We start from the raw sequence: 25,754 nt of genomic DNA, 5'->3' as shown, positions 1-25,754 counted from the left end.
AGGGGGAGGGGGCTGGCCTTGCCGGGAAAAATCCCGGAAGAGCGGGATATCAGTGGTGGAAGCGGAACTGCTGCGGCGTCATTCCGGTCCAGCGCTTGAATGCGCGCCCGAAGCTGGTCTGCTCGCCGTAGCCGAGCCGGTCCGCGATTTCGTCGAGAGACAGGCGGCGGTCTGCCAGATGGGCACGGGCCAGGGCTTCCCGTTGCTTCTCCACCATTGCCGAGAACCGCATGCTTTCGCCGGCAAGCCGGGACTGGAGGGTGCGCACGGACATCCCCGTCTTCTCGGCGCAGCGTTCGATCGAGCAGCCGCCGGAAGCCAGCGAACCGCGAATATAGCTCTCCACCCGTTCGACGAGCGACGGGCTATGCGCCGATTTCACCCGCTGGAGATAGGAGCCGAGCAATTTGTAGAGCAGCCGGTTGGCACTCGGCACGGGCTGTTCCAGCGCCCGGACCGGGAAGGCCACCGAATTGCGGCTTGCCTGGCGGATCACCTTGCAGCCCAGCATGTTCTCGATTTCGGGCAGGTCGCTTTTGCGGGGGTCGGCTGAAAGACTGATCCAGCTCGGCTTGAAGGCTGGGCCACCGATCGCCTGGAGCAGCTTGAGGTTGAGCATGGCGGCCTGGTAGTTCGCCTGGTCGTTCACACCCATGTCGGCATTGACCAGCCAGGTCAGTTCGGCGGTGTCGCGCCCTTCGATCAGCAGCACCTCGCTGTCGGGCGCATGGACGACGGGCAGGAAATCGATCAGGCAGCGGATTCCGGCCCGAACCGTCGGCGCCGAGCGGCAGAGCGCGGTCACGCAGCCGAAGACTTCCGGATCCTGCATCGAGCCGAAGCGAAGGCCGAACAGCGGGTCGTCGAAGATCGTGCTGCAATACTCGAAAGTGTCCGCCACTTGCTGCGGGGCCACAAGGCTTTCGGGATCGACGAGGACATGGGCGTCCATTCCATGGCGTTCGACGATGCCGCGCGCATCGCGGCCATGGCTGCGCGCCATTTTCGCGAGACCGGCGAAGTTGGCGGCGCGCACCTGTCCGCCCACCGGCGCGACGTCGAGCGGTCCGTCGAGGCTGAAGAAGCTGTCCTGGTGTGAGTCCATATCCGGTCCCGATCCTCTTCCCCGCGACGTTTTCGCCTCGGCGCCCGGCATCCAATATCGAGAGCACCGCGCCTAATGCCAATACCCCTCCACTTGCCTGTGGCAGCACTCGGACGAGCCGGGGATTGCAGTGCGGCGAACGGATCGAAAAGCGCAAAAGGGGGGAGAGCGTCATGAAGACGATGGCCGACCACAAGAAGGTCGCCGAGGAGCACGTCCTTTACGAAAAGGACAAGGCAACCAGGATTGCCACGATCACGCTCAGTCGGCCGGAAAAGCACAATACCGCGACCATCGGCATGCGGGCGCGCTTCGGCGAACTCGTGTTCAGGGCAAATATCGACGACGACGTGAAAGTGCTGGTGATCCGCGGTGAGGGCGACAACCTGGGCAGCGGAGGCGATCTGGACGAACATGGCGATCTCTACCTCAACCCCGCGCCGGGGGACGGTTTCCTCACCGACCTGGAGATCGAGGGTACGGATGTGAAGTATCCTCCGCCGGGGTCGTTCCGCTATCTTCACGGGCTGACGGACTATTATGCCAAGGCCCGATCGGGAAACCGGCCGCTTCAGGAATTCAAGAAGATCTCGATCGTCGAGGCAAAGGGCTATTGTTACGGCTGGCATTTCTACCAATGCGCCGATGCCGATATCATCGTCTCCTCCGAAGACGCCTTGTTCGGGCATCCTTCGTTTCGCTATGCCGGCTGGGGGCCGCGCATGTGGCAGTGGCTGGAAATGGTAGGCCTGCGCCGCTTCTCCGAGATGCTCTTCACCGGGCGTCCGTTCACGGCGGAAGAGATGCAAGGCTGCAACTTCGTCAACTCGGTGGTCGCGCGCGACAGGCTGGAAGCGGAAACGGCCAAGTACGCCCATGCCTGCTCGATCACCCGCCCCACCGACGTTGTCGTTGCGCAGAAGACCTTCATCGAGGCCTACAAGCAGTATCGCGGCGAATACATGGGCAGCCTGCTCACCGGCTGGCTGGAAGGCATGCTGCCGCTGATGAAGGACGACGGTGCTTCGGATGTGAACCTCGGCAAGGATTCCACCTTCCGGCAGGGGATCAGCAACGTGGTGAAGGCGCACGATGCCAACTACCCGCCGGAATGGCGCCTTTCGAAGAAAGGGCGAAGCGCCACCGGCAACTGATCGAGCCCGCGCGGTGCCGTTTGCACTGGCAATGATTTCGCGCCGGAGCGATATCTGCATGGAGTGCAGATCGCCGTGCACGATAAGCGGAAATGATCGCGCGGGTCGGTGGTAATTTGTTTGAGGCTCACAGACCGGTCGCAACCGGCGGGGCACGGGCCGGGCTAGACCCGGCGCTCATACCCGGGGAGAGGGTGATGGCTGAAACCTTGTTCGCGCTCGACAGGCGCAATTTCCGTGATTGCCAGCAGGTGTTCAGAGGCGATCGTCAGCAGGAATACTATCGCGGCGAGTTCTGGGTGGAAGATGCACCCAACGTCGATGTCCGGTCGGAGCGCAAGGCGGTTGGCGCCATGTCGATCATCCGGCAGCGCTCGGCGAGCAATCTGTTCTTTCGTCGCTCTCGCCGGCATATCCGCGAGGACGCTACCGATCTTTCCATCATCTGGTTCGTACGGCGCGGCGTGCTTGCCTTTTCGAACCAGTTTGGCGGCAAGGTGGCGCGGCCGGGCGATCTCATGGTCACGCGTTCGATGTCGCCCTTCCTGATCGAGTGCAGGACCGACGGGGACGAGGTTCATGAAAGCCTCCATGTCACGGTCCCCACCCATGTGCTGCGCTCGCACATCGCGCAGGACATGGACGCGGGGCTGCACATTACGGGCGGCAGGCCCGAACTCGGCCCCGAATTCGGCCCCGAACTTGGCCCCGAACTTGGCCCCGAACTTGGCATCGCCGAGCGCATGTTGAGCGAGGTCTTCTCGGATGACGGGCGGTTGGGCGATCCCTCCGCGCGCCTGCTGGTGGATACGGCGATCGCCCTTGTCGCCAATGCCCTGCGCTCGCGGGAGGAACGGCGGCCTTGTCGGCAGTCGATCGCCGATCGCCGGCTGGAGGAAGTGCTTCGCTTTATCGAGGTGCACCTGTCGGATCCGCAGCTCTCCACGGCGATGGTGGCCAGGGGCTGCGGCATTTCGCCGCGCTATCTGTCGTTTCTGCTGCGGCTTCGCGAAACCTCCTTCTCCGAGCTGGTGTGGGACCAGCGGCTGGAAAAGGCCAGGGACTGGCTTGGCAGGACCGACCCGCGCGACATCTCGATCAGCGAGATCGCCTATGGCGTGGGCTTCAAGAGTCCCGCGCATTTCAGCCGCATGTTCAAGCGGGTGTTCGGGGCGAATCCTCGGGATTACCGGGGCGATTGCGGGGCGGAGCCTGCGGCCTGCGATGGTCAGGGCGCGGTGGACGAGGCTTTCGTGGAACTCTCCCGCGCAACCCTGCTCCTTCAGTAGGGCCGCCATCGGATGGTCACGACGCGGAGGCGATGTCTGCGCGGTGGCCTTGCGCCGCGCTGCGTGACTGACCGAAGCTACCACAAGGCCGACGCCGTCGGCGGAACCGGAGAGAGACATGGGCAAGTTCAAGCTGATCGCCCTGACCACCCCCAAGCCGGGGCGGGAGGACGATTATCATCATTGGTACGACAACACCCATCTGCCGGAACTGGTGAACACTTTCGGCATGAACGGTGCCCAGCGCTATGAACTCGTCGCCAGGCTGGTGGGTGACGACAGCAATCCCTACCTCGCCATCTACGACATCGAAACGGACGATCCGATGGCGCTGCTGGGGGCGATCGGCAAGGCGACCGCTGCGGGCGAACTGACTCCAAGCGACGCGCAGGACATGGCCACCTGCTACACCGCGCTTTTCACCGAGCGCGGCGATCGGGTGGTTCCGGCCGGGTAGTCGTAGCCAGCCGGCGGTTCACCTCAGACGCCGCTTCATCCGCCCCTAGCGGCCGATGAAGCGGGGCGGCCGCTTCTCCCGCAGAGCGGCGATGCCTTCCAGATGATCGGCGCTGCGGACGGAAACGCTTTCATAGGCAATCCCGGCGTCCATCAGGGCCGTGGCAAGGCGCTTCAGTTCTAGGTTGGTCAAGACCTTGGTGGCCCGGATCGCCACCATCGCGCCGGAAAGCAGTTTCTCGCAGAACGCATCCACGCGGGCATCGAGGTCTTCGGCCGAAACGCAATGGTTCACCAGGCCGATCTCGGCCGCCTTCTCGGCGGTGAGGAGTTCTCCCGTGAGCAGATATTCCTTCGCGCGGGTAAGGCCGATGCGTTGCGCCCAGATAACCGCTCCGCCATCTCCGGCAACGAGGCCGAGACCGACATGGGGATCGCCGATCTTCGCCCCCTTCGCGGCGAAGATCACGTCGCAAAGCAGGGCTAGCGTTGCGCCCAGGCCGACCGCGTGCCCATTCATGCGGCAGATCACCGGCTTGTCGATGTCGAGCAGGGTGGCGACGATCCGCTTGGCGATCCGGGCTTCATGATCGAACAGATGCGGGTTGCGGGCATTGTGCTCTATGTGGTCCAGATCGCCGCCTGCCGAGAACGCGCGACCTGCGCCGGTCAGCACGATCACGTCGGATTCCGGATCGCCTTGAGCGAACCATAGCGCCTCCACAAGGTCGTCATGAAGCTGGAGGTTCACGGCGTTCATCGCGTCAGGACGGTTCAGAGTGATCCGCAGCAAGCGTCCTTCCCGCGCCATGGCGATGGTGTCGAGGTTCGGCAGCGGCGATGTGTCGCTCATTTTCGGCAATCTCCCGGTAATTTAGCCAGTCATAATCGGCGCGGGGCGCGGAGGGCAGGGGCCAATCGCCAAAGGGATAACCATTCGCCGGGGCGAAACCTTGTGTCCGGCGGGGCTTGGCCGGGCCGAACGCCTTGCCAACCTTTCACAAGTCCGTTCTACCTTGCTGAACGCCTGAATGGCGGGGTCATCGAAATCCCGGCGAAACCCGGGGGGATTGGTTCCGCGCGAAAGGGCAGGGGAGAGATAGCATGACAATGGCGCGGTTCGACGAGAGCTTCGACTGGGTGGTCGTCGGCAGCGGCGCGGGTTCGATGGCTTCGGCGCTGCTGATGAAGCAGGCGGGCAAGTCCGTGCTCATTCTGGAAAAGTCCCCCTGGGTCGGCGGCACCACGGCGAAGTCGGGCGGCGTCATGTGGATTCCCAATAACCGTTTCATGGACCCCGGCGAGGACAGTTTCGAGAAGGCTTGCGAATACCTTGATGCGGTGGTGCCCGATGGCGCGGACAGCCCCGGCACCAGTCCCGAACGTCGCCGGGCCTATGCGCGAGAGGCGCCGAAGATGCTGGACTTCATCGTCTCGCAAGGCGTGGAGATGGAGCGCGGCTCCCGGTACTGGCCCGACTATTACGACGAGCTTCCCGGAGGCGTGAAGACGAGCCGCACGGTGACGGCGGTGCCCTTCGACAAGAACCTGCTGGGCAAGGCCTGGGCCGGAAAATTGCGGCAGGGCTTCGCGGAAGTCCCGGTGCGGCTGGACGATGGGATGAAGCTGCCTTTTGCCAAGCATTCCTGGGCGATCAAGAAGCTGCTGCTCAAGACGGCGGTGAAGATCGTCGCCGGTAAGCTGACCGGCAAGCACTGGGTCACGGCGGGGGCGGCACTTCAGGGGCGGATGCTGAAGGCCGTGATGGACCGACAGGCCGCCGAGATCCGGACGGACAGTCCCGTTACCGCCACCATCGTCGAGAACGGCCGCGCCATGGGCGTGGAAACCGTCAGGGACGGCAAGCCCTGGCGTGTCGAAGCGCGGCTTGGTGTGCTGATGAATGCAGGCGGCTTCTCGCAGAACCAGGCGATGCGGGACAGGTACATGCCTGGCACGCGCGCCGCATGGTCTAACGGAATCGAAAGCGATACCGGCGACATGCATGTGGAGCTGGAACGCCACGGCGCGGTGCTGGCGCAGATGGACCAGATGGTCGGCTTCCAGATGTCCGAGGCGCCGGGTTGGGACACCGACTACGTCAAGCCGGGCACGCAGAGCACCACCGGCAAGCCCCACGCGATCCAGGTCGACCAGACGGGCGTCCGCTACATGAACGAGGGTGGCTCTTACGAAGAGTTCTGCGAGAACATGTTGCAACGCAACCGCACGGTTCCCGCGATCCCCAGCTGGGCGATCATGGACCAGCAGTACATGGACGAATATGCCGTGGCCGGCAAAGGCATGGCGAAGAAGAACATGAGCCGCTGGCTGGCCTCGGGCTGGATGCGCAAGGCGGATAGCGTGCAGGAGCTTGCAAGGCAGATTTCCGTTCCCGAGCCAGCGCTGGCAGCGACGATAGAACGCTGGAACGGCTTCGTGCGGGGCGGCCGCGACGAGGACTTCCATCGCGGGGAACGTGCCTATGACAACTGGCTGGGTGATCCCTTCTACAAGGATGGTCCGAACGCCTGCATGGGAACGATCGAGAAGGGGCCGTTCTATGCGATTCCCATCGTGCCCGGCGATGTCGGCACATATGGCGGGGTAGTCTGCGACAGCGATTCCCGCGTCCTCACGGCGGACGGTTCGCCGATCGAGGGGCTCTATGCCTGCGGGGTCAGCACGGCGTCGCCGATGGGGCGGGTCTATCCGGGGGCAGGTGCCAGCGTGGGGCCGTCGATGACGTTCGGTTGGCTGGCCGCCAGGCATGCGGCCGGATTGGGCAATCAGGTCTGAGCCGCCAGAAGCCGAACGGTCGCCGCTCAGAGCAGGTTGACGCCGATCTTGCCGAAGAAGCGACCGCTGGCGAGATGTCGATAGGCATCCGCCAGACGATCGAGATCGTAAACGACGTCCACGACCGGGCGGATGCGATGTCGCACGATGAACGCCGTCATCGCTTCGTGTTGCTCGCGATTTCCGACGCTGATCGGGGCCAGCTTCACATCCGGTGAGCCGTGCGTCCAGCTGAATTCGGAACCGAGCATGCCGATGCCGGACAACTGCCCGCCTTCCGTGAGCAGCGCGGCATTGTCGTCGAACTGGCTTGCGCCGACCGTGTCGATCACGTTGGCGATCGGCCGATCGCCCAGGGCCTTGCGTAGTTCTCCAGCCCAGTCGGGCGTCGTGCGGTAATTGATGCAGAGGTCGGCGCCCAGCGAGTGGGCCCGCGCCAGCTTGGCATCGGAGGAAGACGTCACCGCCACTTTCGCGCCCATGGCCTTGGCCAGCTGAAGGGCCGCGATGGCCACGCCGCCGGTGCCGTGCGCCAGTATCCAGTCCTCGGCCCCGGTCGGCCGGAAGGCGGTGAGCGCCGACCATGCGGTGAGGCCCGCGCATGGCAGCGTCGCGCCTTCCAGGTCGCTCAGTTCATCCGGAAGCAGCGCCAGGCTTTCGGCATCGCAGACGATGAACTGGCGCGCCACGCCGTCGATAGGGCCGCCCAACATGCGCGGATCGGGTTTCGCGCCGCTCAGCCAGAACGGCGCGAAGATCGGCGTCACCCGTGCTCCCTCTGCCACGCGCACGACACCAGGCCCCACGGCGACGACTTCACCCGCCGCGCAGGAGAGCGGCACGACGTCCGGCTCCTTTCCCAGGCCGGGAATTAGGCCGAGGGCGACGATGATGTCGCGGTAGTTGAGCGACGCCGCCGTCAATTGCACGAGCGCCTCGCCGGGCCCGGGTTGGGGAACAGGGACTTTGCCGATGGCGATAGTGTCGATGCCGTGACCCGTGCGGATCGTTGCCTGCTTCATGTAGCTCATGGCTGTCTCCTGTTTCGGAAAATTCTATCGCCTTGCCACGGGCTTCGCACCCATGGCCCGGCTCGCCGGGGCGATGGCTTTGCCTCCATAGGCGAGCGGGCGTGACTGTCGCGCCAAAGCGGGGAGCCATGTGTTTCGGCGCGCAACCGGCGCTGCTAGGCCGGTGTCGAGAATAGCCGCGCAAGTCCGGGACCAGAACCATGGAGAAAGGCCGCCCATGACCGCCCCCTCGATCGTCTTCGGTCCCCGGCTTGACGAAGAGCCCGGGCAAGGCGCGCAGACCATCGCCGGCTATCTGCGCGAAGTCGTGGCACGATACGGCCCGCGCGAGGCGGTGGTGCTGCGGCAGGGCGCGTGCCGGATCTCCTGGAGTTACGACGATCTGATGGAACGCGCGATGGCCGTCGCCCGCGCGCTCGTGGGCTGTGGAACGGCCAAAGGCGAACGCGTCGGCATATTGATGACCAATCGGCCGGAGTTTCTTTCCAGCCTGTTCGGCACGGCCCTCGCAGGCGGCGTGCCCGTTGCGCTCAGCACTTTCTCGACGCCATCGGAGCTGGATCATCTGCTGGGCGCCTCGCAGGTCTCCACGTTGCTGTTCGAGCGGCAGGTGCTCAAGAAGGATTTCGGCGCCATGCTCGCCGAAATCGATCCGGCGATCGTGCAAGGACGCGCCGGTTCCCTTGCGTCCAGGCATTTTCCCTATCTCAGAGGACTGGTCTCGCTTGGCGATGTTACCGACCGGGACGCGCAACCCGCAGGCGAGGAGAGCGGCGCGGTGGAGACATGGGAAAGGTTTCTCTCCCGCGGTTCGGCCATCCCACCGGAACTGGTACTGGCGCGGAGTGAGGGCATCCATCCGGCGGATAGCGGTGGCATCTTCTTCTCGTCAGGCACCACCAGTCTGCCCAAGGGCATCGTCCATTCGCAGCGCGCCATCGCCGTGCAGTGGTGGCGCTGGCCGCGTCTTTTCGCCATGCATGAGCCGGTGCGCAGCTGGACCGGGAACGGGTTCTTCTGGTCGGGCAACGTTTCCATGGTCGTGGGCGCGGCTTTCTCGACGGGCGGGGCCGTGATCCTGCAACGCCTGTTCGATGCGGACGAGGCGCTGGACCTGATCGAACGGGAACGCGTCACTTTTCTCAACGGGCGGCCGCATCAATGGGCGCGGCTCCAGGCTTCCGGGCGGTGGTCGGGGGCCGACCTTTCCAGCGTGAGGTATGTGCCGCGCGGAGAACTGGTCCGGCAGCATCCCAGCGTTGCGACAGATTGGGAAGTGCCGATGTCCTATGGTTGTACGGAGACCATGACGATCTGCACGTCCTTCGTCGCGGATGATCCGCAAGGCGGTTTCGAAGGATCGTTCGGAGCGCCTTTGCCGGGGAACGTCCTAAAGATCGTCGAGCCGATATCGCGGCGCGTGGTGCCGGTCGGAACGGTCGGGGAGATGTGCATCAAGGGGCCGACGCTGATGTCGGGCTACCTGGGCAAGGGGCCGGAGGAATGCTTCGACGAGGAGGGTTTCTTCCGTACGGGCGATGCCGGCCGGGTCGATGCGGAAGGGCGCTTCTTCTGGGAGGGGCGCATGACCGAGATGATCAAGACCGGCGGTGCCAACGTCGCTCCGGTCGAGGTGGATGAGGTCATCGCCCGAATTCCGGGGGTGAAGCGCACGCAGACGGTGGGCGTGCCGGACGATCTGCTGGGAGAGATGGTGGTCGCCTGCATCGTCCCGATCGATGGGGCAAAGCTTGACGAGGCCACCGTGGTCGCACGCTGCAAGGCAGAGATCGCCAGTTTCAAGATTCCTCGCCGGGTGCTGTTCTTTCGCGAGGAGGACTACGCCGTGACCGGCAACGAAAAGGTGAAGTCAAGCGAAGTTCGCGCTCTGGCAGTGGCCCGGCTGGCTGCGGATACCGCCGAGGCGGTCCGCCCTCCTCTTGCGTGAAGGTGGCCTTGGGGTACTGAACTTGAGTTCAGCCCGCACTGTACGCATGCGCGGGAGAGGCTGTTCGAGAGAGGACACATGAGCCAGACACTGGAGAACCGAGCATCCCCGGATGCCAAGACGCAGCTCGACATCTATCGCCGGATGATCCGGATCGAACGGAATGACGACGCCACCCGCACGCAGATCCGCCGAGGCCGCATCACCGCGCCCTATTACTCGGCGCGGGGGCAGGAATGCATTCCCTCATCCATATCGGTGCTGCTGAACGACGACGACAAGATCTGCACGATCTATCGCGGCATTCACGACATGGTGGCCAAGGACATGCCGCTGCGGCCGCTCTGGGCCGAAATCTGCGGCCGCGTTGACGGCACCTGCAAGGGCAAGGGCGGCCCGATGCACCTCACTCACCCGGAAACGGGCGTGATGGTCACCACGGGCATCGTCGGATCGTCGATGCCGATCGCGAACGGCTTCGGGTGGGCGGCCCTGCTCGACGGGACCAAGCAGGTGACGGTCGCCTATTTCGGTGACGGCGCCAGCAACATCGGTGCGTTTCATGAAGCGCTGAACCTGGCTTCGGTGTGGAAGCTGCCGGTGATCTTCGTCTGCCAGAACAACGGCTTCGCCGAGCATACTCGCTACGAGAACGGCACTTCGGTGGACCAGATTTCCAAGCGGGCGATCGGCTACGGAATGCCGGGCTACACGGTGGACGGCAACGACCCGCTGGACGTCTACGCCCACGCCTATGCCGCCATCGAGCGTGCGCGGGCGGGCGAGGGGCCGACCCTGCTGGAATGCAAGACCTTCCGTTTCATGGGCCATGTCTTCGGAGACAACGACGGCTACATGACCAAGGAAGAGAAGGCGGCAGCCATGGCGGACGATCCGCTGCCGAAGTTCCGCCAGAAGCTGATCGACGATGGGGTTGCCACCGCTGCCGAACTCGACGCGCTGACCGTCAGGATCGAGGAAGAGGTGAACGATGCCATCGAGTTCGCGATGGCCTGCGAATACCCGTCCGACGACGAACTGCGCCGCGACGTCTTTGCCGAGGAGATTCCGGCATGAGCACCGACACTCTTGATGCACCGGTCGTCGAGACCGTGAAGATGAACGGCCTTCAGGCGATCAACGCTGCACTTATGGAAGCGATGGAGGCCGATCCCAAGGTTCTGGTCCTTGGCGAGGACATCGCGGACAACGAGGGCGGCGGCGTCGTCGGCGTTACGCGCGGGCTCTCGACCAAGTTCGGCACGATGCGCGTGCGCTCCACGCCGATTTCCGAACAGGCGATCATCGGCGCGGCCATCGGCGCGGCCATGGGTGGCTACAAGCCCGTGGCCGAGATCATGCTGATGAACTTCACGACCGTCGCCATGGACATGATCGTCAACCATGCGGCCAAGCTGCGTTTCATGTCGGGCGGGCAGAGCCAGGTACCGATGGTGATCCGCACCCTGACCGGCGCGGGCAATCAGACTGCCGGCCAGCACGCCGACTTCTATGAGGCATGGTTCTGCCACACCGCCGGCATCAAGGTGGTGATCCCCTGGACCCCGGCGGACTTCAAGGGCCTCTACCTTTCGGCCATCCAGGATCCGGATCCGGTGATCATCGTCGAAAGCGGCAAGACCCTGTTCGTGCCGATGGACGTGCCGGTAAACCAGGGCCCGATCCCGCTTGGCAAGGCGAACGTCGTCGCGCCGGGCAGTGACATCACTATCGTGTCCTATGGCCAGATGATGTTCACCGTCATGCAGGCCTATGAGGAACTCACCAAGGCGGGTGTTTCGGTGGAGGTCATCGATCTTCGTACGATCTCGCCGTGGGACAAGGAAACCGTCCTGACTTCGGCCGAGAAGACCGGGCGTCTGCTGGTGGTTCACGAGGCCGGTCGCAACTTCGGACCCGGTGCGGAAATCGCTGCTACCGCGCAGGAGCACCTGTTCGGCAAGCTGAAGGCCCCGGTAGGCCGCCTTGGCGCGCCTTACTGCTCGGTGCCCTTCGCGAAGAAGCTGGAAGACGCCTTCCTCGTGCAGCCGCCGGAGATCATTGCCGAGGCGCAGCGGCTCGTCGCGATGGGTTGAATTCCCGCAGGTTCGGGATCGACCCGAGCCATGCGGTCTTGAAGGCCTCCGTAGCGATACGGAGGCCTTCTTGCGTCATTCACCAGACCATTGCATCGGCCCGCTTTTCGGGGCGAATGTAGATCGAGGTGATCCAGGGGGAGAGGGCCTTCATCCGGCCTTCCAGTTCCTCGATCAGCGTTTCGGCGTCGCCCATCCTCAGGTTGTCGTCGAAATCGGCGCTGATGGCGACGAAGATCGCCTGCGGGCTCGTGTGGATGGTGCGAATGTGGTTCACCGCATCGATGCGCGGGTGCCTATCCAGCATGTCTCGAATGCGGGCGATGAGCACCGGGTCGGCCGCCTCGCCGATCAGGAGTTCCTTGGATTCGCGGGCCAGCAGCACGGCGACGCCCGCCAGGACGCAGCCGATCAGCACCGAGGCGACGCCGTCGATGCGCGGGTCCGCGAAGTGGATCGAGGCCCAGACGCCGACGGCGGCAATCACCAGGCCGATCAGTGCGGCGCTGTCCTCGAAAAGCACGATGAAGCCTGGCGGATCCTTGCTGCGGTGGATCGCCTGCCACCACGTCTGCTCGCCGCGACTGCGATCGAATTCGCGCACGGCGATGGCCCATGAGGCGCCTTCCATCAGGAAGGCAACGCCCAGAACGATATAGTTGAGCGTGGGGTCCGCGATCGCCTGCGGCTGTTGAATGTGGACGAAGCCTTCGTAGATCGACACGCCGGCCCCGATCGCGAAAATCAGGATGGCGACCACGAAAGCCCAGAAATAAAGCTCGCGCCCATAGCCGAAGGGGTGCGTCGGGTCCGGCTTGCGGCTGGCGCGTTTCTGGCCGTAGAGCAGCAGCACCTGATTGCCGCTGTCCACCAGCGAGTGGACGCCTTCGGTAAGCATCGAGGACGAGCCACTGATCCCCGCCGCCACGAACTTGGCGACGGCAATGCCGAGATTGGCGACGAGCGCGCCATAGAGAACGATATTCGCTTTGACGTGGGCGGTTACGCTATTGGGCTCGCTCATCTCGGGACGGCTCCTCGGGGACTTCGAAGAACCCCAACTGTCGCCGCCCCTCCCAGGTTGCGCAAGCCCGGCGCGTTTCAGGCGAGAGCTTCGCGTCCCACGCGCTCGTTCCAGAGATCGGCATTGCCGCAGAGTTGCTGGTTCAGCAGCGCCCTTTTCAGGAACCGGTGGCACGGATGCTCGTCGGTCAAGCCGATGCCGCCGTGAAGCTGGACCATTTCCTCCGTCACGAAACGGAAGGCTTCCGCGGCGAGAACCTTGGCGGCGGCAAGTTCGGTCACGCTTGCATTTTCGTCCCGCACCCGTTTCCACAGCAGGGCCTCGGCCACGACGATGCGCGTCTTCATGTCGGCGGCGCGGTGCTTCAGGGCCTGGAACAGGGCGATGGGGCGATCGAACTGACGGCGGACCTTCATGTATTCGATGGTCATGTCCAGTGCTGCACCGGCCGCTCCGATGCAGTCTGCGGCAAGGGCGAGTTGCGCCTCGCCGGAAAGTCTATCGTGCAGGATCGAGGCGCCGACTGCGTCGGTCAGCATCATGGAGGGCACAAAGCCGTCCAGTTCGACGTCGAAGAGGCGGCGACCGGGATCCCAGACAGGGCGTTCGACGATCGAGACGCCGGGGGCGTCAAGCGGCACAAGCGCATAGCCGCCGGGAAGCTGCGCCACCACGGCAACCGCCATATCCGCTTCGAAGACCCCGGATATCGTGCCTGAAACGGCCCCGTCGGAACCTTGCGTGACCCGGGAGCAGAGCATCGGCAGCGGCGCGTAATCGCCGCCCGCCAACCGCTCCAGCCAGACCGCGCGTTCGGCAAAGTCTGCGGCGGCGGCAAGCGCTTGAAGGCCGAGTTGCGCGGGGATCAGCGGCATCGGTGAAAGCACGCGGCCCATTTCGAGGTGCAGCGTAGTAGAGGCTTCCCGTGTGAGGCCAAGGCCGCCGTCGTCTTCGGGCAGGCGCACCATCAGCCAGCCCATTTCGGCGGCGAGCAGCCAGCTTTCATCGCGCGCGGGCGAAAGCGCGTCGGCTGGAAAAGCCTTCTGCGCGGCGGCGGTGAGTTCGTTGAGTTCGATCACAGCACCCACCCCTTCGGCTCGCGCGGCATGTCCAGCATGCGTTCGGCGATGATGTTGCGCTGCACTTCCTCGCTGCCGCCGGCGATCGTCCAGGCATAGGAGTTCATGAAATCGGCCATCCAGTTGCCGGTATTGAGATCTCCGAAGGTGATCGGCGCCATGTATTGCTCTTCCATGCCGCCCAGCCGCAAACCGAATGCGGAATAGGCCCGCAAGGCGCGGCTATAGGCGTTCTTGACGATGGAGGCGTCTCCGATACGCTCGATGCCGTTTATGCGATTGTCGAGGAACTGGTCGGCTATCGCGCAGACGGCGTCCACTTGCGTGACCAGAGCGCCGAAATCGCGCAGGATTCCGCGATCGTCGTCATGGCCATGGTCGCGGATCAGGCTGGCGACGCGGTGCAGCGCGCCGCGCATCCGGTAGGACAGTTCCATAAGCGTCAGGCCGCGTTCGGAGGCGAGCGTGGCCTGCGCCACGGCCCATCCCTTGCCTTCCTCGCCCACGCGTTCGGAGACGGGGATCTCGACATTATCGAGGAAGATTTCGGCGAATTCCTCATCGCCCTGAATCTGGTGGATCGGCCGGACGGTAACGCCGGGGGTCTTCATGTCCATCAGCAGATAGGTAATGCCTGCCTGCTTCACGCCATCGGACGACGTGCGTGCCAGCAGCAGGCATTTGTCCGCGAACTGGGCCATGGTCGACCAGACCTTCTGGCCGTTGACGACGTAGACGTCGCCCTTCCGTTCGGCCCGCGTCTTGATGGCGGCAAGATCCGATCCCGCTCCCGGCTCGGAGAAGCCCTGGCACCAGGTTTCCCCCTCAAGAATTCTGGGCAGGTAGCGTGCCTTCTGCTCGGCATCGCCGCATTCGTGCAAAGTGGCGAAAGCATGATAGGTGGAGACGAAGGAAAGCAGCAGGCGCGGGCAATCGGCGTGGGCCAGTTCCTCGTAGATCACTTTCTGTTCGGCCAGGCTGCGGCCCCCGCCCGGATAGTCGGCAGGCCAGTGCGGGATCGCATAGCCCGCGCGCACGAGCTTGCCGAACCAGTCCCGCTGGGTGCGGACGAAATCGTCCTGCGTGCGGCTGGCATCGCGCCAGCCGGATGGCGCTTCGGCTTCGAGAAAGGAGCGAACTTCGCCTCGCAGGACTTCGAGATCGGCTTCGTTGGTCATGGCTTAGTCCTTGCCGCCCGGCCGTGGAGGCGTCCAGACGGGGCCAGGTCGCCTCGGCGATATCGGTCCGCCTTCGATCCGAATTAAACGGCGACTTCTATGGTCTCCCCGCTGATCCGCACCTCATACGTGTCGATGGCCATCGTTGCTGGCGGGTTGATCGGCGCGCCGGTTTCCAGGTCGAACCGGGCGCCGTGCACGGGACACGAGATCCAGCCGTTGCGCATCCGTCCGCATTCGAGTGTCTCGTAGGCATGACTGCACAAGTTGCGCACGGCGAAGATGCGATCGAGCGTGTTGCAAATGAGCATGCTGATCCCGTTCACTTCGACCACGATCTTGGTGCCGGGCGGCACGTCTTCGAGTCTGGCGGCGGCAACGAAGGTCTTTTCGGTCATCATCATCCCGGCTTTCTCTGGCGGTCCTGTTTCGCGGGGCTGCGTGCCGCGCGCTCCGGACGCAAGGGCAGGCTGGTCGCGAGCAGGGCCAAGCAAGACGCTGTACCGTGGCGGTCATTTCGCGGGCAAGCCGCCGACGCGATAAGACGCATGAAAACCATGTGCTTCGGGAGACGGGGGTTGGCAGCCGGTAGCAGTGTCCAGGACGGCGAAAGCTTCGATGTGGTGGTAGTGGGATCGGGATCGGCCGGCGCGATGGCCGCGCTACGCTGTGCCGACCTGGGCATGAAGGTGCTGATCGTGGACAAGGCGCACAAATTCGGCGGGACTTCGGCCACGTCGGGCGGGGTCATGTGGATACCCGATCACCGGCTGGAGGGGGACAAGGGTGACAGTCGGGAATCGGCCCTGGAATATCTCGATTCCGTGATTGGAGTGCCGGTGGATCGCCGGCGGCTGGAAGCGTTCGTGGACGAGGCGCCGCGGATGTTGCGCTTTCTCCGGTCCACCGGGGTTCCGGTGATGGCGGCGGCCTGGCCGGACTATTTTCCCGATCGGCCAGGCGCGCGGGCCGATCGTTCGATCATCGTGCCGACTTTCGACGGGCGACGACTGGGCGATGGCCGCTATGCGCTGATGCGAGAGCAATACAACCGCTTCAAGCTGTTCGGCCGCTACGCGATGGACCTGACCGAGACCTTTGCGCTGATGATGCAGTCCCGAGGCTGGCGCGTGGTGGCGGGCAAGATGATCGGCCGGTACTGGGCCGACCGCTCGACGCGCAAGGTATCGCACCGGGACAGGCGCTTTACCCAGGGCGCGGCCCTCATGGGCGCGATGTTCCAGCAACTGTTCATGCGTGATGTCGAACTGCGGCTGGAGACGAAGCTGGAGCGGTTGCAGGTGGATGGGGCCGGAAGCATCGCCGGGGTGGAACTCTCAAACTTCGGTCGCAGATACGAGGTTCAGGCGAGGCGAGGCGTTGTCCTGGCGGCGGGCGGTTTCGAGTGGAACCAGGCCCTGCGGGACCGCTTCTACCCGGTGCCGGGACTGACGCGACACTCCTCCACGCCCGAGGACGGCAATCGCGGGGAGGCGCTGATCGCGGCCGAAGCGATCGGCGCCTCCATCGAGCACACCGCGCAGGGCTGGTGGATCCCGACGATGACCTTGCCGATGAAAGGCGCATCGAATTTCCATGAGATCCACCAGGCTGCCTTCGACGTCGGCCGTCCGTGGAGCGTGGTGGTCAATCGCCTGGGGCGCCGGTTCGTGGACGAGGCCTGCGGGTACGACCAGTTCGGCCAGGCGATGGTCCAGGACCAGTTGACGACCGATGCCAACTGTCCCTGCTGGCTGATCTTCGATGCCAAATTTCGCAGGAAATTCAGCGCGGGCGGCCTGATGCCGACGGTCCATACGCCCGAACACAAGGTTCCCTCCGACTGGTGGGATCATTACGTGTTCCGGGCCGATACGATCGAGGAACTTTGCGCCAGGACGCATTTGCCGACCGACACGGTACGCCAGACGATCGCCGCGATGAACGATTATGCCCGCAGCGGCATCGATCCGGAGTTCGGGCGCGGCATGAACCCTTACGACCGGATGTTCGGAGACCCGTCTTCCACTCCCAACCCCAACCTCGGGCCGATCGACAAGCCTCCCTTCTATGCCGTTCCGATCAATAACGGCGATCTTGGCACGAAAGGTGGGCTCAGGTGTGATGAGCGGGCCAGGGTGCTCGACGGGGCGGGGGCGCCGATCGCGGGTCTCTATGCAGCCGGCAACAATGCGGCGACGCCTTTCGGAGACAGCTATCCCGGCGCAGGCGCCACCATCGGACCGGCCATGACCTTCGGTTTCGTTGCAGCCAACGACATTGCCGAACGCGCCGGAAACGCGCGCATCGGTTCGGACCATGAAGACGCAAGGGGCGCGGCATGCACGGTAAAGTAGCGATCGTCAGCGGCGCGGCAGGCGGGATCGGCGAGGCCGTCGTGCGTGCCCTGGGGGCGAAGGGCGTGAAAGTGCTGGGCACCGGCCGTAACGCGGACAAGCTCCGGGCGCTCGAAGAGGGATTGGCGGGGGCCATGGAGTTCGCCTTCATCGCCATCGACGCCACCGCCGACACGGCGCCGCGCGCGATCGTAGAGGCCGCGATCGAGCGGTTCGGGCGCTTGGACGTGCTGGTCAACAACGCCGGTTCCTTCAACTTCGGGCCGGTGGACCAGACGACCGACGTCATGCTCGACGAGGTGCTGGACATTTCCCTCCGCGCGCCGTTCCGGCTCAGCCGAGAGGCATTGGGGACCATGGGTGAGGGCGGATCGATCCTTTTCATCGGCTCGACCTGGGGGCTTTACGGCACACCGGGCGGCGGCGCCTATTCCGCCGTCAAGGCCGGGCAGATCGGCCTGATGCAGACGCTGGCCGCCGAATATGGCCCCCGCGGCATTCGCTCGAACTACATTGCGCCGTCGGTCGTGCGCACCGAGATGACGACCGCGTTCTGGGATCTGGATTTCTTCCGCCGCACCAATCACGAACTCACGCCCCTGCAGCGCGATTGCACGGCGGCGGATATCGGCAACATGGCCGCCTTTCTAGCTTCCGACGATGCGGGCTTCGTGAACGGCCAGACCATCGCGGTGGACGGCGGCATTTCAACCACGCGCTATGTCTCGCCGGTGGCTGTAGGGGCGGTGCGGCAATAAGCCCTTCCTGACCATGGAATCTCTGGCCGCCACGAGGCGCCGGGGCGGTTTTCGCCCGGGCGTTGGTCCTCTGCTTGTGAGCGCCGATCCCGCTCGGTAACGCCGAAGGCCAGCAGCGACGAAGGATGCCATGCAGTTCGAATGGACCGAGGAACAGGATGCGTTCCGGCTCAAGATCCGGGATTTCCTCCATGCGAACCTGCCGCAGGACTGGGAGAAGTTCTCCGAACATGGACCTGCCTCACCCGCACTCACCGCCTTCGCGCGCACATTCTGCGTGAAGCTGGCGGAAGCGGGCCTGCTGTTTCCGCACTGGCCAGCGGAAATGGGCGGCGAAGGGCTAGGCCCGTGGGAGCAGCAGATCCTGTCCGAAGAGATGTGGATTGCCGGAGAGCCGCGCGGCGGTCAGTACATGAACGTCAACTGGATCGGTCCGACGCTGGAAAAGTACGGCACGGACGAGCAGAAGGCCCAATATCTTGAGCCGATCACGCGCGGGGAATCGCTCTGGTGCCAGGGTTTTTCGGAACCCGACGCCGGGTCCGACCTTGCCAGCCTGCGCACCCGCGCGGTGCTGAAGGATGGCCGATACGTCATCAACGGCCAGAAGATCTGGACCTCCTATGCCGGCCTTGCCGACACCTGCTTCCTGCTGACCCGCACCAGCGACGATCGCAAGAAGGGCATCACGATCATCCTCGTGCCCATGGATACGCCGGGCATCACCGTTCGCCAGATACCCTCGCTCATCGGCGAGGGCGACATTCACGAAGTATTCTTCGACGACGTGACGGTGCCCGAAGCAGCGCGTTTCGGAGAGGAAGGCCAGGCCTGGGAAATCGTCGCCTACTCGCTGCGCAACGAACGGCTGGGCATTCCGCGCTTCACGCTCGCCCGTGCCGCGCTGGACCGGGCAGTGGCGATACTTCAGGACCGGGGCGATTTCGCCCGCGAGCATGTTCGCATCGAGGCGGCGCGCTGTGCTGCGCTTTGCGAGGCGGCGGGCACGGCCAACTATGCCGTGGTCCAGAGGCGTGCGGACGGGCTGGCCATCGGCGCCGAGTCCAGTTCCGCCCGCTATGCCACCGTCATGGCGGAACGCGCCGTCTGCGAATTCGTGGTGGAGTTCCTGCCGGAAGCGCTTGCCGGACGGTCGCCCTACCTCAAGATGCACCATCAACGCGGCATCGTTGCGGGAATCGCCGCCGGATCGGCCGAGATCCAGCTCAACATCATCGCCAGCGACGTGCTGGAACTGCCTCGGGAGCCGCGCTGATGCAGCTTGCCCTCAATGAGGACCAGACCCAGGTCCTGGATTTCGTCGAAGCCCTTGCGCGGCCATTCGCTTCCGCGCCGCTGCACGACGCCGGGCTGGCACTGGAGAGTGCGGAACTCGATGCGGCGCTGGTGGAAAACGGCTTCCTCGATGTCATGGCGGTGGAGGAACTCGGCGCGGTAACGGCGGCGCTGGTGGTGGAGAAGCTCGCCCGGCTGCCTTTCGCGGTCGAGGCGGCGGCTTCGGCGCTGGTGCGCCCGTTGGTCGATCCCGAACTGCCGCGCCCGCTTTGCCTGATCGAGGAAGGGCGGACGGCCCAGCCGCTGCGCTTCCTGCGTCCGGGCGCAACAGTGGTCGTGGTGGGGGCGTCGGGCGTGCGCAGCTTCACGGCAGGGAGCGACATGATCGCTCCCGCGCAGGACGATACTCTCTACGCCTATCCGGTGGCCTTCCTCACCGGCTTGCCGGAAGAGCTGGTGCAGCACGATGTCGATCCCGGCGAAGTGCTTCGTGCATGGCGGGTGGCCGTGGCCGCCGAAGCGGCGGGACTGTTGGGTGCGGCGCTGGCGAGCGTCGTTACCTACGTCTCGGAACGCAAGCAGTTCGGGCGCCCGCTCGCTACCTTCCAGGCCATGCGCCACCGTCTTGCCGAGGCGCAGGTGGTGACGAATACCGCGTATTGGCTGGCGATGCGGGCGGCGGCGAGCGGCAGTCACGCCGATGCGGCCATGGCGCTGCTTCACGCGCAGGAGGCGGCCAAGCGCGTCTGCTACGACTATCACCAGTTCCTGGGGGGCATGGGCATGACGCTGGAACATCCGCTGCATTTGTGGACGTACCGCCTCAAGCTGCTGACTTCGGAACTTGGCGGGCGAGGGGCCCAGGGCCTCGCTGCGGCCGACGCGCTTTGGGGTGCTTAACCACACGGCGATGAGGGCACCGTCGCCGCGATATCGCGCATCTGCCCGTCGCGCCTCTGCGGCTGCGCTGTAGAGTTCCCCGGCAATAACAACGGGAAGAGGAAGCCATGGAAGCACGCGATTTCATCGATCTGGGCGGGCAAGTCGCAATCGTGACCGGTGCCGGCCAGAATGCCGGACGTGCCACGGCGCTGGAACTGGCACGTCACAACACGGGCGGCATTGCCGTCAACGACTTCGTTGCCGAACGGGCGGAGGCCGTGGCCGAGGAAGTGCGCGCCCTGGGGGTTCCCGCCCTCGCGGTGCCGTTCGACGTGGGAGACCTCGATGCCATCCGCGCCGCCAATGCCGCCATAAGCGCGCAGTTGGGCCCCGCGACCATTCTGGTGAACAATGCGGGCATGGCCGGCCCCAACGCGTCGATCCGCCCCAGCCAAACCTTCTGGGAAGAAGACCCGGCGAACTGGGAGCGCTACCTGCGCACCAATCTCTACGGCGTCTACAACTGCTGTTACGCCTTCATTCCCAACATGGTCGAGGCGCGCCGGGGGCGCATCGTCACCATCGTCTCCGATTCCGGCCGCATCGGCGAGCCGAAACTAGCCGTCTACGCCTCGGCCAAGGCGGGTGCGCAAGGTTTCGTCCGTTCGATCGCGAAGGAACTCGGGCGCTATAATGCCACCTGCAACGCCGTCTCACTCTCGGCACTCATGCCGGACATGCCCGAAGAGCAGCTCGCCGAGGTCATGCAGAGCGACCATGCCAAGACGATGATGTCGCGCTACACCATTCGCCGCTACGGCAAGTCCAGCGATGTCGCCGGATTGGTGACATTTCTCTGCTCCAATGCGGCGGAATGGATCACGGGGCAGACCTATCCGCTCAATGGCGGTTACGCGCCTTCGATGTGAACCGCTCTAGGGTGTGTGGGGATTCAGCCCAGGCGGGCCTGCGAAGCGCGATTTCCTGCGCTTCGGTGCTCACGGACCGAAAGTCCGCTGCGCTCCAATGCTCGGAAATCACACTTCTCGGCTCCACCTAGACTGAATCCCCACACACCCTAGCACGGGCTCCTGGCCGAGCCCGTGCCGCCATAAAAGGCTACGGAGCGGCGCGAAAAGAGCCAGGCATCGTGTCAGGTGCGACGACCTCGCGCGAACAGGGCGTTCTCATTGATGGCATAGCTCGGATCCGTTGCCCCCTGGCCCAGCAGTCCGCCACCGTCGAAAGGCCGTCGCAGCTTGAAATCGTAAGTGACGACACGCTTGGAAAAGCGCCACTTGCCGTCCGGGCACCGGCGATAATTGTCGATGTAGCGCACCGCCATGAAGTCTTCTTGCCGCCCTCCGTCACGGCCGGGAACGAGGTGCCAGGCCAGGGCATAGACTTCGCCGCCGGCCTCATCCCCGTCGACCGCGATCAGGTGGTTGCAGACGTGGTGGCCGCTGTAGGGCATGTGGGGGAAGGCGCCCGCGATGAATTCGCAGTAATCCGCTGCATTGCCCTCGAAGCTGTCACCATGGGTATCGGTCGCGTCGTCGGTATAGAGGTCGCGCAGCAGTTCGATATCCTGCCGGTCGATCGCGCGTGAATAGAGCAGCACAAGATCGCGGATCGCATCCTTGTCCAGCAGGGCTTGCACGGCGTTCTGGTCGATCATTGTGTTCTCCTGGGGCAGGGCGCCGCCGTCGATCAGAGCAGGGCCCCGCCATCGATCGGATAGACTTGCCCGGTGATGAAGCTTGCTCGTCCGCTTGCGAGGAACGCGACCATCCCGGCCATTTCGTCCGGGACCGCGAACGGACGACCCACGAAGGTGCGGCGCTGGCGCAGCGCCCGATCTTCATCGGAAGGGCCCTGATTGAACAGGCCGGAATCGGGGTGAAAGCGGCTGCCCTTGCTGAAGGCCGCCGGATCGCGCGCGATCGTTGCATAAGGCGCTATGGCATTGACGCGAATGCCGTGCTGGCCAAGCTCCTTGGCGAGCACCACCGTGAAACTGTGGACCGCTCCCTTGGCGGCCGAATAGACCGGCAGCATGTAATCGCCGACCAGTGCCGCGGTGGAGCCCACGTTGACGATGGCTCCCGATCCGCGCGCGATCATTGCGGGCAATACGGCGTAGGTCATGCGCAGGACCGTGCCGAAGTTCAGGTCAATATCGGCCATCCACTTGTCGGGATCGGAATCGGCGAAAAGCCCCTGGTCGACATTGCCGCCGACGTTGTTGACGAGAACGTCGATGCTGCCGATCTGTCCGGCGCGATCACGGATCCTGGCAGGCGATGCGGGATCGAGCATGTCGGCGGCCACGAACTCCGCGCGGCCGGCCCCGCTTGAGAGAGATTCGCGCACGAGCGCTGCGCCCGCCTCTTCGTCGCGGCCGACGAGGACCAGATCGGCGCCCTCCTTCGCGAATTCCAGGGCGATAGCGCGGCCGATGTTGGCCGTGGCACCGGTGACGACCACCAGTTTGCCGGAAAGGTCCAACTCCATCTCGCCGTTCGCCTCACCCAACCGCTATTCCCTTGGGGACTAGGACGGATCGGCGGAACGGGCAAACCGCCGCAGCGATCAGGTTTCCGGTTCGTTGACGTTGCCGTTGGGATCCAGCGGACCGCCTCCGGCGCGAGACAGCACGCAGCGGATGTCGTTATCCGCTCCGTCCGCGTCCACGTGGCGCAGGAAGCCTTTCGAGGTGCGGTGCATCTTCATGCCCTTCAGCTTGCCGCCGGTCATGATCACCCGGTCGCCGGTCATCAGATAGCTGCCGCGCACGCCGTCCGGCGTCTTGTAGTTGGAGCCGGTGACGGCACGAAAATCGTACTGCGGCAGCCGGATGCCGACAGGACCGCCCGCGGTACCGTCGCGCTCACATCTATACAGGCCGAGCTCCAGGGTGCCGATGGGCCCGCCCGGTACCGGCGGCGGCGCCGGACGGGCCGCCAGGCCAGGCGATCCGAGGCAGGCGGCGGCAAGCACGGCGATCAACGGGGCGACGAACGGGGCTTTACGAGGGGCACGCATCATTTCTGACCGCTAGCATCGGCGCGAAGCAATTGCCACAGGCAGTCTCCTCGGCTAAGGGCCCATGCTTTCGGTAATACCGGCTCTTTCCCATCTTAAGGTTCAGTCCATGAAGATCAGCGGCGTCGACATTCGTCCCGGCAATATCCTTGAATACGAAAAGGGCATCTGGAAGGTTGCCAAGACGCAGCACACCCAGCCGGGCAAGGGCGGCGCCTTCATGCAGGTCGAGATGAAGAACCTCATCGACGGCCGCAAGACCAACGTCCGCTTCCGCAGCGCCGACACCGTCGAAAAGGTCCGCCTCGACACCAAGGACTTCCAGTTCCTTTACGTCGAAGGCGACCAGCTGGTGTTCATGGACATCGAGACCTACGAGCAGATCCAGCTCCCCGCCGACCTTCTGGGCGATGCCGCGGCCTTCCTTCAGGACGGCATGCAGGTTCTTCTGGAACTCTGGGAAGAGCGTCCGATCTCGGTGCAGTTGCCGGAACAGGTCGAAGCCACGATCGTCGAAGCCGACGCCGTCGTTAAGGGCCAGACCGCTTCCTCCAGCTACAAGCCGGCCGTGCTCGACAACGGCGTGCGCGTGATGGTGCCGCCGCATATCGAAAGCGGTACGCGCATCGTCGTGGACGTCTATGAGAAGACCTACGTGAAGAAGGCCGACTGATGCGGGTTCTGGCGTCGTTCTTCGCCGCGGCTGCCCTGGTGGCAGGGCCCCTGGCATTAGGCTCGGCCGCTCCGGCTCAGGCCGCCGCGTCGAAGAAGGCGCCCCGGCAATCGGCGGCAAAGGCCGCAGCTGCCCCGGCTAAAACGGGGGCTGCGGCTCCCGCAGGTACACATGCCCCTTCTCCGGAAGTGGAGCGGGCCATGCTCTACCTGAAAGTGCTGATCAGCGGTTTGCAGTCCGACAAGGTGGATCCTCCCGCGAAGGGCGCCCTGGTCGGCTGCATCTACAACAATTCGCTCGAGAAGATCAGCGAATCGATGGACAAGGTGATCGCCGAGAATCCCGGCAAGATCCACCGTGAGAACCCCAGCGAAATGCTGAGCGCGATGGTGGCGATCTGCGGCTATAAGCCCACTGCTGCCGCCTCCACCTCCACTGGTGCAGCAACCCAACAACCCGCGCCGCAGGGCCGATAACCAGACCGGCCGAGGCCGGTACTTGAAGGACAAGGTAAGTTTTATGGCCATCTCCGGTCTCATTCGCGTCATGGAAAAGGCCGCCCGCAAGGCGGGTAGCCGCCTGCGCCGCGATTTCGGCGAAATCGAGCACCTCCAGGTCTCGCGCAAGGGACCGGCGGATTTCGTCTCCAAGGCGGACCAGGCCTCGGAACGCACCATCTGGGACGAATTGCGCGCAGCCCGTCCTGAATGGGGCTACCTGTTCGAGGAGGCCGGCGAGATCGAAGGCGATCCCGACAAGCCGCGCTTCATCGTCGATCCGCTGGACGGCACGACCAACTTCCTCCACGGCATCCCGCACTTCGCGATCTCCATCGCCGTGCAGGAACCGCGCCTGGACGGGAAGGGCTGGGGCGAAATCACGGCCGGTCTGATCTACAATCCCGTCACCGACGAGAGCTATTGGGCCGAGAAGAGCCGCGGCGCCTGGTTGCAGGACAAGCGCCTGCGCGTATCGTCGCGCCGCCATCTCGACGAAAGCGTGATTGCAACCGGGATCCCCTTCGCCGGTCATGGCGACGCGGGCGAATGGACCAAGATCTACCACGCGCTGGCCCCGCAGGTCGCCGGAATCCGTCGCTTCGGCTCGGCTGCGCTCGACCTCGCCTGGGTCGCTGCCGGCCGCTACGAAGGCTTCTGGGAAGCCGACCTCAAGCCGTGGGACACGGCCGCGGGCTGCCTGCTGGTGCGTGAGGCCGGCGGTTTCGTATCGGACTGGAAGGGCCGCTCGCTGCCTTACCATGACGATCAGATCCTTGCGGGCAACGACGCGCTGCACTCGCGTCTCCACAAGTTGTTGGCAAACGCGCTCAAGTGACTTGAGCCAAAGCCAAGGCGCGGCTAAAGCCAGCCGCGCCGATGCCGGTTGTCTCCCGATAGTCTTCGAGGGATCACCGGTAGCACGTGATCGTGCCCCTGTGGCGGAATGGTAGACGCGAACGACTCAAAATCGTTTGTCGAAAGGCGTGCCCGTTCGAGTCGGGCCAGGGGCACCACACAGCAAAAAGCCGCGAACCCACCAAGGGTTCGCGGCTTTTTGCTGTGTGATTTGTGCAAGGCGATGGCG

25 protein-coding genes and 1 tRNA gene are annotated in these 25,754 nt (G+C 64.5%); 16 read left to right on the top strand and 10 right to left on the bottom strand.

Translation table 11 applies throughout. The features are described 5' to 3' along the window. Window positions 1-49 precede the first annotated feature (49 nt). Entirely contained in the window at window positions 50-1,105 is a 1,056-nt protein-coding gene (locus tag ACI3K3_RS10425) for an AraC family transcriptional regulator ligand-binding domain-containing protein (RefSeq protein WP_404913518.1), read from the bottom strand. Window positions 1,106-1,278: 173 nt separating this feature from the next. Here ACI3K3_RS10425 and ACI3K3_RS10420 point away from each other — a divergent pair, with 173 nt between their 5' ends. The 3 genes from ACI3K3_RS10420 (at window position 1,279) to ACI3K3_RS10410 (ending at window position 4,005) form a co-directional block, all read left to right on the top strand. After that, on the top strand, window positions 1,279-2,259 hold the full coding sequence (locus ACI3K3_RS10420; RefSeq protein ID WP_404913517.1) for an enoyl-CoA hydratase/isomerase family protein: 981 nt from the start codon (window positions 1,279-1,281) through the stop codon (window positions 2,257-2,259). Between the two features lie 197 nt (window positions 2,260-2,456). Then, a complete protein-coding gene (locus ACI3K3_RS10415; protein ID WP_404913516.1) occupies window positions 2,457-3,548 on the top strand; it encodes a helix-turn-helix domain-containing protein in 1,092 nt (363 codons plus the stop codon). A 118-nt stretch (window positions 3,549-3,666) separates the two neighbouring features. Then, window positions 3,667-4,005, top strand: coding sequence for a hypothetical protein (locus tag ACI3K3_RS10410; RefSeq protein ID WP_404913515.1), 339 nt, complete (start codon window positions 3,667-3,669; stop codon window positions 4,003-4,005). Window positions 4,006-4,050: 45 nt separating this feature from the next. Here the strand turns inward: ACI3K3_RS10410 and ACI3K3_RS10405 are convergent, their stop codons facing one another. Further along, on the bottom strand, window positions 4,051-4,857 hold the full coding sequence (locus tag ACI3K3_RS10405) for an enoyl-CoA hydratase/isomerase family protein (RefSeq protein ID WP_404913514.1): 807 nt from the start codon (window positions 4,855-4,857) through the stop codon (window positions 4,051-4,053). Between the two features lie 251 nt (window positions 4,858-5,108). Between ACI3K3_RS10405 and ACI3K3_RS10400 the strand changes: the two genes are divergently transcribed. Next, window positions 5,109-6,803: an FAD-binding protein gene (locus tag ACI3K3_RS10400; RefSeq protein WP_404913513.1), complete on the top strand. Its 1,695-nt coding sequence runs from the start codon at window positions 5,109-5,111 to the stop codon at window positions 6,801-6,803. A 26-nt stretch (window positions 6,804-6,829) separates the two neighbouring features. Here the strand turns inward: ACI3K3_RS10400 and ACI3K3_RS10395 are convergent, their stop codons facing one another. Continuing rightward, window positions 6,830-7,834, bottom strand: coding sequence for an NAD(P)-dependent alcohol dehydrogenase (locus tag ACI3K3_RS10395; protein ID WP_404913512.1), 1,005 nt, complete (start codon window positions 7,832-7,834; stop codon window positions 6,830-6,832). Between the two features lie 217 nt (window positions 7,835-8,051). On the opposite strand from ACI3K3_RS10395, the gene ACI3K3_RS10390 reads away from it, so the two are divergent. From ACI3K3_RS10390 to ACI3K3_RS10380, 3 genes are all read left to right on the top strand, one after another. After that, entirely contained in the window at window positions 8,052-9,782 is a 1,731-nt protein-coding gene (locus ACI3K3_RS10390; RefSeq protein WP_404913511.1) for a class I adenylate-forming enzyme family protein, read from the top strand. A gap of 78 nt (window positions 9,783-9,860) precedes the next feature. Then, complete coding sequence (locus ACI3K3_RS10385; protein ID WP_404913510.1) at window positions 9,861-10,859, top strand: thiamine pyrophosphate-dependent dehydrogenase E1 component subunit alpha; 999 nt, start codon at window positions 9,861-9,863, stop codon at window positions 10,857-10,859. After that, window positions 10,856-11,878, top strand: a complete 1,023-nt coding sequence (locus ACI3K3_RS10380; protein WP_404913509.1) for an alpha-ketoacid dehydrogenase subunit beta — start codon at window positions 10,856-10,858, stop codon at window positions 11,876-11,878. Before ACI3K3_RS10385 ends, ACI3K3_RS10380 begins: the two co-directional genes overlap by 4 nt. Window positions 11,879-11,957: 79 nt before the next feature. Here ACI3K3_RS10380 and ACI3K3_RS10375 read toward each other — a convergent pair whose 3' ends face one another. From ACI3K3_RS10375 to ACI3K3_RS10360, 4 genes are all read right to left on the bottom strand, one after another. Then, window positions 11,958-12,902, bottom strand: coding sequence for a cation diffusion facilitator family transporter (locus tag ACI3K3_RS10375; RefSeq protein WP_404913508.1), 945 nt, complete (start codon window positions 12,900-12,902; stop codon window positions 11,958-11,960). Between the two features lie 77 nt (window positions 12,903-12,979). After that, window positions 12,980-13,981 carry an acyl-CoA dehydrogenase family protein gene (locus ACI3K3_RS10370; protein ID WP_404913507.1) on the bottom strand — a complete coding sequence of 334 codons (1,002 nt, stop codon included), beginning with the start codon at window positions 13,979-13,981 and terminating at the stop codon, window positions 12,980-12,982. Next, window positions 13,978-15,159 carry an acyl-CoA dehydrogenase family protein gene (locus ACI3K3_RS10365; RefSeq protein WP_404913506.1) on the bottom strand — a complete coding sequence of 394 codons (1,182 nt, stop codon included), beginning with the start codon at window positions 15,157-15,159 and terminating at the stop codon, window positions 13,978-13,980. The genes ACI3K3_RS10370 and ACI3K3_RS10365 overlap by 4 nt, the downstream gene beginning before the upstream one ends. An 83-nt stretch (window positions 15,160-15,242) precedes the next feature. Further along, window positions 15,243-15,557 (bottom strand): Rieske (2Fe-2S) protein, encoded by a 315-nt coding sequence (locus ACI3K3_RS10360; protein WP_404913583.1) that lies wholly within the window; start codon window positions 15,555-15,557, stop codon window positions 15,243-15,245. A gap of 180 nt (window positions 15,558-15,737) precedes the next feature. Here ACI3K3_RS10360 and ACI3K3_RS10355 point away from each other — a divergent pair, with 180 nt between their 5' ends. From ACI3K3_RS10355 to ACI3K3_RS10335, 5 genes are all read left to right on the top strand, one after another. Beyond that, window positions 15,738-17,516 carry an FAD-dependent oxidoreductase gene (locus tag ACI3K3_RS10355; RefSeq protein ID WP_404913505.1) on the top strand — a complete coding sequence of 593 codons (1,779 nt, stop codon included), beginning with the start codon at window positions 15,738-15,740 and terminating at the stop codon, window positions 17,514-17,516. Further along, window positions 17,501-18,274 carry an SDR family NAD(P)-dependent oxidoreductase gene (locus ACI3K3_RS10350; protein WP_404913504.1) on the top strand — a complete coding sequence of 258 codons (774 nt, stop codon included), beginning with the start codon at window positions 17,501-17,503 and terminating at the stop codon, window positions 18,272-18,274. The genes ACI3K3_RS10355 and ACI3K3_RS10350 overlap by 16 nt, the downstream gene beginning before the upstream one ends. A gap of 130 nt (window positions 18,275-18,404) precedes the next feature. Beyond that, window positions 18,405-19,550 (top strand): acyl-CoA dehydrogenase family protein, encoded by a 1,146-nt coding sequence (locus ACI3K3_RS10345; protein ID WP_404913503.1) that lies wholly within the window; start codon window positions 18,405-18,407, stop codon window positions 19,548-19,550. Next, entirely contained in the window at window positions 19,550-20,470 is a 921-nt protein-coding gene (locus ACI3K3_RS10340; protein WP_404913502.1) for an acyl-CoA dehydrogenase family protein, read from the top strand. Before ACI3K3_RS10345 ends, ACI3K3_RS10340 begins: the two co-directional genes overlap by 1 nt. 107 nt (window positions 20,471-20,577) lie before the next feature. Next, a complete protein-coding gene (locus ACI3K3_RS10335; RefSeq protein WP_404913501.1) occupies window positions 20,578-21,381 on the top strand; it encodes an SDR family NAD(P)-dependent oxidoreductase in 804 nt (267 codons plus the stop codon). Window positions 21,382-21,605: 224 nt separating this feature from the next. Here ACI3K3_RS10335 and ACI3K3_RS10330 read toward each other — a convergent pair whose 3' ends face one another. Genes ACI3K3_RS10330 through ACI3K3_RS10320 form a run of 3 tightly spaced genes read right to left on the bottom strand, consistent with a single transcriptional unit; the run spans window position 21,606 to window position 23,497 of the window. Beyond that, complete coding sequence (locus tag ACI3K3_RS10330) at window positions 21,606-22,130, bottom strand: nuclear transport factor 2 family protein (protein WP_404913499.1); 525 nt, start codon at window positions 22,128-22,130, stop codon at window positions 21,606-21,608. Window positions 22,131-22,162: 32 nt separating this feature from the next. Then, window positions 22,163-22,987, bottom strand: coding sequence for an SDR family NAD(P)-dependent oxidoreductase (locus ACI3K3_RS10325; protein ID WP_404913498.1), 825 nt, complete (start codon window positions 22,985-22,987; stop codon window positions 22,163-22,165). 57 nt (window positions 22,988-23,044) lie between these two features. Then, window positions 23,045-23,497: a hypothetical protein gene (locus ACI3K3_RS10320; protein WP_404913497.1), complete on the bottom strand. Its 453-nt coding sequence runs from the start codon at window positions 23,495-23,497 to the stop codon at window positions 23,045-23,047. A 109-nt stretch (window positions 23,498-23,606) separates the two neighbouring features. On the opposite strand from ACI3K3_RS10320, the gene efp reads away from it, so the two are divergent. The 4 genes from efp (at window position 23,607) to ACI3K3_RS10300 (ending at window position 25,683) form a co-directional block, all read left to right on the top strand. After that, the gene (gene efp, locus ACI3K3_RS10315; RefSeq protein ID WP_021235003.1) at window positions 23,607-24,170 is read left to right on the top strand and encodes an elongation factor P; all 564 of its coding nucleotides are present in this window, start codon (window positions 23,607-23,609) and stop codon (window positions 24,168-24,170) included. Next, on the top strand, window positions 24,170-24,646 hold the full coding sequence (locus ACI3K3_RS10310; protein WP_404913496.1) for a hypothetical protein: 477 nt from the start codon (window positions 24,170-24,172) through the stop codon (window positions 24,644-24,646). The genes efp and ACI3K3_RS10310 overlap by 1 nt, the downstream gene beginning before the upstream one ends. 43 nt (window positions 24,647-24,689) lie before the next feature. Further along, window positions 24,690-25,505 (top strand): inositol monophosphatase family protein, encoded by an 816-nt coding sequence (locus ACI3K3_RS10305; RefSeq protein WP_404913495.1) that lies wholly within the window; start codon window positions 24,690-24,692, stop codon window positions 25,503-25,505. 94 nt (window positions 25,506-25,599) lie between these two features. Further along, window positions 25,600-25,683 (top strand) — tRNA-Leu (locus ACI3K3_RS10300). The last annotated feature ends 71 nt before the right edge of the window (window positions 25,684-25,754 follow it).

Origin of the sequence: Novosphingobium sp. ZW T3_23 (assembly GCF_044987305.1) — a bacterium.
In the GTDB taxonomy this organism is placed as follows: Bacteria; Pseudomonadota; Alphaproteobacteria; order Sphingomonadales; family Sphingomonadaceae; genus Novosphingobium.
Note: the sequence above shows the minus strand (reverse complement) of the source record. Positions and strands in the feature narration are given on the sequence as shown.

What these genes read in the sequence shown, in the direction of transcription:
- ACI3K3_RS10425 (WP_404913518.1), bottom strand. Translation starts at nt 1,105, where the DNA reads ATGGACTCACACCAGGACAGCTTCTTCAGCCTCGACGGACCGCTCGAC.
- ACI3K3_RS10420 (WP_404913517.1), top strand. Translation starts at nt 1,279, where the DNA reads ATGAAGACGATGGCCGACCACAAGAAGGTCGCCGAGGAGCACGTCCTT.
- ACI3K3_RS10415 (WP_404913516.1), top strand. Translation starts at nt 2,457, where the DNA reads ATGGCTGAAACCTTGTTCGCGCTCGACAGGCGCAATTTCCGTGATTGC.
- ACI3K3_RS10410 (WP_404913515.1), top strand. Translation starts at nt 3,667, where the DNA reads ATGGGCAAGTTCAAGCTGATCGCCCTGACCACCCCCAAGCCGGGGCGG.
- ACI3K3_RS10405 (WP_404913514.1), bottom strand. Translation starts at nt 4,857, where the DNA reads ATGAGCGACACATCGCCGCTGCCGAACCTCGACACCATCGCCATGGCG.
- ACI3K3_RS10400 (WP_404913513.1), top strand. Translation starts at nt 5,109, where the DNA reads ATGACAATGGCGCGGTTCGACGAGAGCTTCGACTGGGTGGTCGTCGGC.
- ACI3K3_RS10395 (WP_404913512.1), bottom strand. Translation starts at nt 7,834, where the DNA reads ATGAGCTACATGAAGCAGGCAACGATCCGCACGGGTCACGGCATCGAC.
- ACI3K3_RS10390 (WP_404913511.1), top strand. Translation starts at nt 8,052, where the DNA reads ATGACCGCCCCCTCGATCGTCTTCGGTCCCCGGCTTGACGAAGAGCCC.
- ACI3K3_RS10385 (WP_404913510.1), top strand. Translation starts at nt 9,861, where the DNA reads ATGAGCCAGACACTGGAGAACCGAGCATCCCCGGATGCCAAGACGCAG.
- ACI3K3_RS10380 (WP_404913509.1), top strand. Translation starts at nt 10,856, where the DNA reads ATGAGCACCGACACTCTTGATGCACCGGTCGTCGAGACCGTGAAGATG.
- ACI3K3_RS10375 (WP_404913508.1), bottom strand. Translation starts at nt 12,902, where the DNA reads ATGAGCGAGCCCAATAGCGTAACCGCCCACGTCAAAGCGAATATCGTT.
- ACI3K3_RS10365 (WP_404913506.1), bottom strand. Translation starts at nt 15,159, where the DNA reads ATGACCAACGAAGCCGATCTCGAAGTCCTGCGAGGCGAAGTTCGCTCC.
- ACI3K3_RS10360 (WP_404913583.1), bottom strand. Translation starts at nt 15,557, where the DNA reads ATGACCGAAAAGACCTTCGTTGCCGCCGCCAGACTCGAAGACGTGCCG.
- ACI3K3_RS10350 (WP_404913504.1), top strand. Translation starts at nt 17,501, where the DNA reads ATGCACGGTAAAGTAGCGATCGTCAGCGGCGCGGCAGGCGGGATCGGC.
- ACI3K3_RS10345 (WP_404913503.1), top strand. Translation starts at nt 18,405, where the DNA reads ATGCAGTTCGAATGGACCGAGGAACAGGATGCGTTCCGGCTCAAGATC.
- ACI3K3_RS10340 (WP_404913502.1), top strand. Translation starts at nt 19,550, where the DNA reads ATGCAGCTTGCCCTCAATGAGGACCAGACCCAGGTCCTGGATTTCGTC.
- ACI3K3_RS10335 (WP_404913501.1), top strand. Translation starts at nt 20,578, where the DNA reads ATGGAAGCACGCGATTTCATCGATCTGGGCGGGCAAGTCGCAATCGTG.
- ACI3K3_RS10330 (WP_404913499.1), bottom strand. Translation starts at nt 22,130, where the DNA reads ATGATCGACCAGAACGCCGTGCAAGCCCTGCTGGACAAGGATGCGATC.
- ACI3K3_RS10320 (WP_404913497.1), bottom strand. Translation starts at nt 23,497, where the DNA reads ATGCGTGCCCCTCGTAAAGCCCCGTTCGTCGCCCCGTTGATCGCCGTG.
- efp (WP_021235003.1), top strand. Translation starts at nt 23,607, where the DNA reads ATGAAGATCAGCGGCGTCGACATTCGTCCCGGCAATATCCTTGAATAC.
- ACI3K3_RS10310 (WP_404913496.1), top strand. Translation starts at nt 24,170, where the DNA reads ATGCGGGTTCTGGCGTCGTTCTTCGCCGCGGCTGCCCTGGTGGCAGGG.
- ACI3K3_RS10305 (WP_404913495.1), top strand. Translation starts at nt 24,690, where the DNA reads ATGGCCATCTCCGGTCTCATTCGCGTCATGGAAAAGGCCGCCCGCAAG.